Source organism: Odoribacter sp. (assembly GCF_985060555.1).
This window is the reverse complement of the sequence record NZ_CFKYFN010000067.1, coordinates 1-6,928: the sequence shown is the minus strand read 5'-3', so window position 1 is coordinate 6,928 and position 6,928 is coordinate 1. Positions and strand designations below refer to the sequence as shown.

Below are 6,928 nucleotides of genomic sequence, written 5' to 3'. Positions count from 1 at the left end.
CTACAACTCAGCAACTCTACAACTCAGCAACTCTACAACTCAGCAACTCTACAACTCAGCAACTCTACAACTCAGCAACTCAGCAACTCAGCAACTCTACAACTCAGCAACTCTATAACTCAGCAACTCTATAACTCAGCAACTCTATCCCTGCTTCATCCATACCGTTTTGGCCTGACAATGCGTCAAGTGCTCGGTTTCGTCTTTCACTTCATGCCAAACCACCACTTCATTTTCACCCCGTTCTTCCATGCGATAAGCGGAATGAATCTGACTATCCGGCATAATCTCATGGGCATAAATCACTTCAATTTCTGTCAACACATGCTCTTTTAGAAACCCGAAAGGCAGCGAATTGGTAATCCAGCGGACATACGAAGCCTGAGTCACGTGCCCGTTAAAATCAATGTTATCGAAAGTCGCTGTAAAATGGCGTATTCCCTGTCTCTCTCCGCCAAATTCCTTCTCATCCAGCAAAGGGGCCAACACCAACTTAGGGATGTTATGCTCCGTACTCATGGCAATGACATTCTCCGGCAAACGCAAAGGTCTTCTCCGTTTCATATCGATATACATCCATTCGGAAGTTGCCCGCACCAATTCCTCCCCGTCTTCCCGGAACATCCGGTAGTCACGCAAGGCAAACAAACGGTCGATCCCCGAAGGCCAGGTCTCGATAGTCACGATTTCTTCCTTTAAAGGCATCTTATGGAGCAGGATATGCAGACGATGCAACATCCAGGTAAACCCTTGTGCATTCAAGGTATCCACATCCACCTTATATAGTTCGGTCTGTACCTCGGCCGCATCGTTGAACAAATCACACAAAGTTTTCACAAACAACCTGCCTTTGTAATTGGTATAGTGGTTGTAAATTTTTACTTTCTCTGCATACTTCGTCACCATAGCTTTGTTTTTAACTTCATTCAAATCACATAGACTTCAGGTTCTATCCAGATCCCGAATTTCATGAATACACTTTTCCGGATTTCATTCGCCAGGCGGGTAATCTCGATACCACTGGCTCCCCCCCGATTCACCAATACCAAAGCCTGTTTGTCATGTACCCCGGCCTTCCCCCATGTACGTCCTTTCCAACCACATTGTTCGATCATCCAGCCGGCAGCCAACTTGCAACAAGCATCGTCGACCTCATAGACAGGCATTCCGGGATATTCCGCCAAAAGCCGGTCCGCCTGTTCCCGACTGACCACGGGATTTTTAAAAAAACTCCCCGCATTGGGAATCTCCGCCACGTCCGGCAATTTAGAACGGCGAATCCGAATCACCGCCTGCCGGATATTCGTCAAATTCACTTCTCCCCCCATCTTTTCAAGTTCGCTCCGCAAGGCACCATAATCCAGCCGAAACTCCGGTTTTTTGGACAACCGGAATACCACCCGGGTAATGATATACCGATTTTTCCACTCCCGTTTAAAAATACTATCCCGATAAGCGAAACGGCAATCTTTTCCTGCAATTTCCACCTGGATAGCTTTATCCAGGGCTATCGCTTCCACCCGGTCGATCCGCTCGCCGGCTTCCATCCCATAGGCTCCGACATTTTGCACCGGAGCTGCTCCGACATGCCCCGGAATAAAAGAAAGATTTTCAACTCCACCCCATCCCTGTTCCACTGTCCAGGCCACAAAATCGTCCCATTCCACTCCGGCTCCAATCCTAACCCACACCTCTTCCTCATCTTCCTTTATCACCTCTTTTCCCTGCATCGCCGGATAAAAAACAGTACCGGTAAAATCTTCCGTAAAAAGGAAATTACTTCCTCCTCCCAAAATCAACACTTCCGACGGTTGCCATTCATAATCAGCCACAAAAGCCCGGAGCGCTTCCTCCTCGTCACTTTCGACAAAATACCTGCATTTGACATCAATAGCAAACGTATTATATGGTTTCAAACTATAATCTTCCTTGACTTCAATCATAACTTATCCAAAATCACTTATCTTTGTACACAATTATTTGCAAATATACGGAAAAACATGAACACTTTACCCGCTCTGTTCGAAGAACGCATGAGAAAACTTTTACCGGAAGAGTCGGAAGCTTTCTTTGCAGCCCTGCAAACAGAGCCTCCTGTCAGTATCCGGCTGAACCCGGGAAAACCCGTCCCCATCTCCCGGTTATTCCCCGACGAGCAAATCGGTTTACCCGTATCCTGGTGCGAATCGGCCTATTATTTGAAGAGCCGCCCCGTTTTCACCCTGGACCCTTGCCTACATAGCGGGACTTACTATGTACAGGAAGCCTCTTCGATGTTTTTATATCATATATTCGGACAAATACTACCGGCTCATCCGGTAAGAGTATTGGATCTGTGTGCCGCTCCAGGTGGCAAATCTACCCTGATCGCTTCCCGGCTTTCCTCCGGCAGCCTTTTGGTAGCTAACGAAGTTATCCGTTCCCGGGCCGGTATTTTAAAAGAAAATATGATCAAATGGGGAACTTCCCATGTAGTCGTCACGAACAATGATCCGGCAGACTTTCACCATCTGAAAGGCGCTTTCGATATCATCGTCGTAGATGCCCCCTGTTCGGGAGAAGGCATGTTCAGAAAAGACCCCGGTGCCATTCAGGAATGGAACGAAAGCAACCTGCAGCTTTGCAGTGAACGCCAGCAACGGATTCTGGCAGACATCTGGCCTTGCCTAAAACCCGGTGGTTTCCTGGTGTATAGCACCTGCACTTACAATCCCGGAGAAAACGAAGCCATCCTGGAACGATTGATACGGAAATACGGAGCCCGTTCCATTGAAATCGCACCTCTTTTTCCAGGAATTGTCCCGGGAAACTCAACCGCTCACTGTTATCATTTCTACCCTCACCGGATTCCGGGAGAAGGATTTTTTACCGGAGTGGTACAAAAAAACGAAGGCGAAGAATTCAGAGCCGGGAAAGTCAGGAAAAATACGAAACATACCCCCCCCCTTCTCCCCGGCGACATCCGGGCTTATATCCGGACACCCGAATATTACCGCCCCTATGCCAAAGACAATATCATAGGCGTAATCCCGGAGCAACACAGCGAATTTATACAACTACTGGAGGCTAATCTGCACATCCTCTACCAAGGTTGTGAAATAGCAGAAATCATCAACCGGAAAAGTAAACCTCTGCCTTCACTCGCTCTCTGGCAGGGACTGAATAAAGCAAACTGCGCCCTCCTGGATACCGACCGGATGACAGCCCTGACCTTTCTGAAAAAAGAAGATATTCCGGTGCCGCCCAAGACCGCAGAATGGTTATTGGTTACCTATCGCGGACAGGGTCTCGGATGGTGCAAACACCTGGGCAACCGGCTTAACAACTATTACCCCAAAGAATGGAGAATCAGAATGACAATCGAATAAAATAATAAAACCATGAATTATATTGAAGTTACTTTCGACATCACCCCCTACGAAGAAGCGGTTGCAGATGCGTTAATTTCCGAACTGGGTACTATCGGTTACGATGGTTTCTCCTACACCGACCAGGGATTCACGGCCTACATTCCTGCCAAAGATTATAATGCACAAGCCATCACCCGGCTGGAAATATTCGATTTTTTCACCCGGAACTATCGTATCGAAACCTCGGTACAGGAAATCGAAGACCAGGACTGGAACAAAGTATGGGAAGAAAATTTCACTCCCATCGTGGTAGACGACCGGATCTTAGTCAGGGCCGGATTCCACGCTCCGGTTCCCGGCATCGAATATGAAATCCTGATCGAACCCAAAATGAGTTTCGGTACCGGTCACCATTCCACCACCGCCCTCATGCTACGCACCATCCTGGACAACAAGGAGCGGATTACAGGCAAACGGGTACTCGACATGGGATGCGGAACAGGTATCCTGTCTATCCTGGCTGCCAAAACCGGTGCCCGGGAAATCACCGGCATCGACATCGATGAATGGGCTTACAACAATGCGATGGAAAATATCCGGGCCAATGGTCTGAACAACATCACCATCAAAATCGGAGACGCCCGGTTACTGGAAGCAGAGGCACCTTTCGATGTGATCCTGGCTAATATCAACCGCAATATCCTTCTCGAAGACATGCCCCATTACGTCGCCCGACTCCTCCCCCAAGGCCTCCTGATCATGAGCGGATTTTATCTGCAAGACCTTCCCCTCATCCAGGAAAGAGCGGCACAATCAGGTCTGACTTTCATGACTTACCGGGAAGACAAGAATTGGGTGGCAGCCAGCTTCTACAAAAATTAATCACGTTGTTTAATTCTTAACAAAGTATTGTTTTATCAATTTGAATATAGCACCTTTGCAGCCGGAAATAAGAAAAACACTGGAGTTTATAAAATTGACAAATATGAAAGTTTTAAAATTCGGAGGGACCTCCGTCGGAAGTGCAGACAGAATTCGTGCAGTGGCCGGATTGATCGATAACGGCGAACCTCAGATCGTGGTTTTATCGGCGATGTCCGGGACTACCAATACCTTGGTTGAAATTTCTAACTGCTTATACCGGAATGAAAAACAGGCTGCTCTCCATATCATTCAGAATCTGGAAGTAAACTACTATATCGTTATCACAGAATTATTCGAAACAGAAGCTTATATTCAGAAAGGTAAAACCTTCATTCAAACCATTTTCACCTATCTGCGTTCTTTTATCAACAAGGATTTCTATCCTCTTCAGGAAAAGGCTGTATTGGCACAGGGGGAAATCATGTCTACCACGTTGATGCATTATTACCTGGAAGAATGCGGAGTGAACAACACGCTTTTGTCAGCCCTGGAATATATGCGTATCGATAAAGACTGCGAACCGGATTATTTTTATATCCGGCAAAACCTGAAACGCGAACTGGCCCAACCGGACACCCACCCCCTGATCATTACCCAAGGCTTTATCTGCCGGAATGCTTACGGCGAAATCGACAACCTGAAAAGAGGAGGCAGCGACTATTCCGCCGCACTGGTAGGGGCAGCCATCAAGGCTGAAGAGATCCAGATCTGGACGGACATCGACGGTTTTCATAACAATGATCCCCGTATCGTCGAAGGGACGAAGGCTATCCGGCATCTGTCATTCGACGAAGCTGCCGAATTGGCTTATTTCGGGGCGAAGATCCTTCACCCGTCCAGCGTACAACCGGCGAAAAAAGAAAATATCCCGGTACGCCTGAAAAACACCTTATGCCCCGACGACGAAGGTACACTGATCACCGAAGACAGTCCGGCCAAAAATGTGAAAGCCGTCGCTGCCAAAAGCGGGATTACCGCGATTAAGATCAAATCGACCAATATGCTGCTGGCCTATGGTTTCCTCCGGAAAGTATTCGAAGTATTCGAAGCCTGGAAGACCCCGATCGATATGATCGCAACTTCTGAAGTGGCAGTCTCTCTGACTATCGACTGTACGGAACATCTGGAAGAAATCCTCAAAGATCTGGAAAAATACGGCACGATCGAGGTCGACCGCAATATGGCGATCGTATGTATCGTCGGCGATTTTTCAGCCGGTAAATCCGGACTGGGAGCCCAGGTTCTGAAAGCCCTCGAAGAAGTTCCGCTCCGGATGATCTCTTACGGTGGCAGCGCACACAATATCTCGGTTCTGGTAAAAGAAGAAGACAAGAAAAAAGCCATGACAGACCTCAGTCATAAACTGGAAGATCTTCAGCATTGAAAATAGTTCACTCAGCAACAACACACTTTACTATGCAGTTATCTCAGATACCGGTTCAAACACCGACGCCCTTCTATTACTATAATTTAGAGCTACTGAAAAAAACAGTACAAGCGGCAAAGTCCGAATCAGCCCCTTACGGTTACCGGGTTCATTATGCCGTCAAAGCTAACGCCAATCCGGTGTTACTGCGACTGATCAGCCAGCAGGGACTGGGAGCGGACTGTGTCAGCGGAAATGAAATCCGGCAGGCACTGGAATGCGGCTTCGCGGCCGATACTATTGTATATGCCGGTGTCGGCAAAAGCGATGCGGAGATAGAACTTGCCTTACAGCACGATATCTTTTGTTTCAACTGTGAGTCCCTGCCGGAAATACAGGTGATCGACGGGATTGCGGCCCGGCTGGGCAAAAAAGCCCGGATCGCCCTTCGCATCAATCCCAATGTCGATGCCCATACCCATCACTATATCACCACAGGTATCGAAGAAAACAAATTCGGTATTTATTTGTACGATCTGGAACATGTCATCACGGAAGTAGCGAAATTAAAACAGATCGAACTCATCGGTCTGCATTTTCACATCGGTTCTCAAATCACCGACATGACCGTTTTCCGGGGATTATGTATCCGGGCCAATGAGATCCAACGGCAGATGAAAGAACGCGGACTCCTTCTGCCCCATATCAATTTCGGCGGAGGGTTAGGGATCGACTACAACGAACCGTACGAAAAACCCATTGCCGATTTCCAATCTTACTTTGCCACTTTCGCCCGATTTTTCGAACCGGAACCTCATCAGCAGATTCATTTCGAATTGGGACGCTCGATCGTCGCACACTGCGGAGATCTGATCTCTAAAGTATTGTACGTCAAAGAAGGGAAAAACAGAAAATTCGTAATCCTCGATGCAGGCATGAACGATCTGTTGCGCCCGGCCCTTTATCAGGCCTTTCACAAGATAGAAAATATCAGCTCCGACCGACCCGAAGAGAAATACGACGTGGTAGGACCGATATGCGAATCTGCCGACTGTTTCGGGAAAGACGTCGTCTTAAACGAAACCCGCCGGGGAGATCTCATCGCTATCCATTCCTGCGGAGCCTACGGCGAAGCAATGGCTTCCCGCTATAATCTGCGCGATCTGCCCGGTAGTGTTTTTCAATACCCAAAGTGACCAAAGGAATTTTGTTTTCCAATGGTCACTCTATACCAAACGATTGATCTCAACCGAAATTTTACGTTTTTCTCATCATCCGATCTTATCCG

General features: G+C 47.8%; 6 protein-coding genes. 4 read left to right on the top strand and 2 right to left on the bottom strand.

Features of this window, described 5'->3' with window-relative positions:
* Positions 1-144 precede the first annotated feature (144 nt).
* Together AC5RDS_RS09175 and murB are read right to left on the bottom strand one after the other, a co-directional pair.
* The gene (locus tag AC5RDS_RS09175; RefSeq protein ID WP_013613663.1) at positions 145-906 is read right to left on the bottom strand and encodes an acyl-[acyl-carrier-protein] thioesterase; all 762 of its coding nucleotides are present in this window, start codon (positions 904-906) and stop codon (positions 145-147) included.
* Between the two features lie 20 nt (positions 907-926).
* Positions 927-1,943: a UDP-N-acetylmuramate dehydrogenase gene (murB, locus tag AC5RDS_RS09170; protein ID WP_013613662.1), complete on the bottom strand. Its 1,017-nt coding sequence runs from the start codon at positions 1,941-1,943 to the stop codon at positions 927-929.
* Positions 1,944-2,000: 57 nt separating this feature from the next.
* On the opposite strand from murB, the gene AC5RDS_RS09165 reads away from it, so the two are divergent.
* The 4 genes from AC5RDS_RS09165 (at position 2,001) to lysA (ending at position 6,836) form a co-directional block, all read left to right on the top strand.
* Complete coding sequence (locus AC5RDS_RS09165) at positions 2,001-3,368, top strand: methyltransferase RsmF C-terminal domain-like protein (RefSeq protein WP_118113136.1); 1,368 nt, start codon at positions 2,001-2,003, stop codon at positions 3,366-3,368.
* A gap of 12 nt (positions 3,369-3,380) precedes the next feature.
* On the top strand, positions 3,381-4,232 hold the full coding sequence (gene prmA / locus AC5RDS_RS09160; protein WP_013613660.1) for a 50S ribosomal protein L11 methyltransferase: 852 nt from the start codon (positions 3,381-3,383) through the stop codon (positions 4,230-4,232).
* Between the two features lie 103 nt (positions 4,233-4,335).
* The gene (locus AC5RDS_RS09155) at positions 4,336-5,658 is read left to right on the top strand and encodes an aspartate kinase (protein WP_013613659.1); all 1,323 of its coding nucleotides are present in this window, start codon (positions 4,336-4,338) and stop codon (positions 5,656-5,658) included.
* A 32-nt stretch (positions 5,659-5,690) separates the two neighbouring features.
* On the top strand, positions 5,691-6,836 hold the full coding sequence (gene lysA, locus AC5RDS_RS09150) for a diaminopimelate decarboxylase (protein WP_118108226.1): 1,146 nt from the start codon (positions 5,691-5,693) through the stop codon (positions 6,834-6,836).
* Positions 6,837-6,928: the final 92 nt, after the last annotated feature.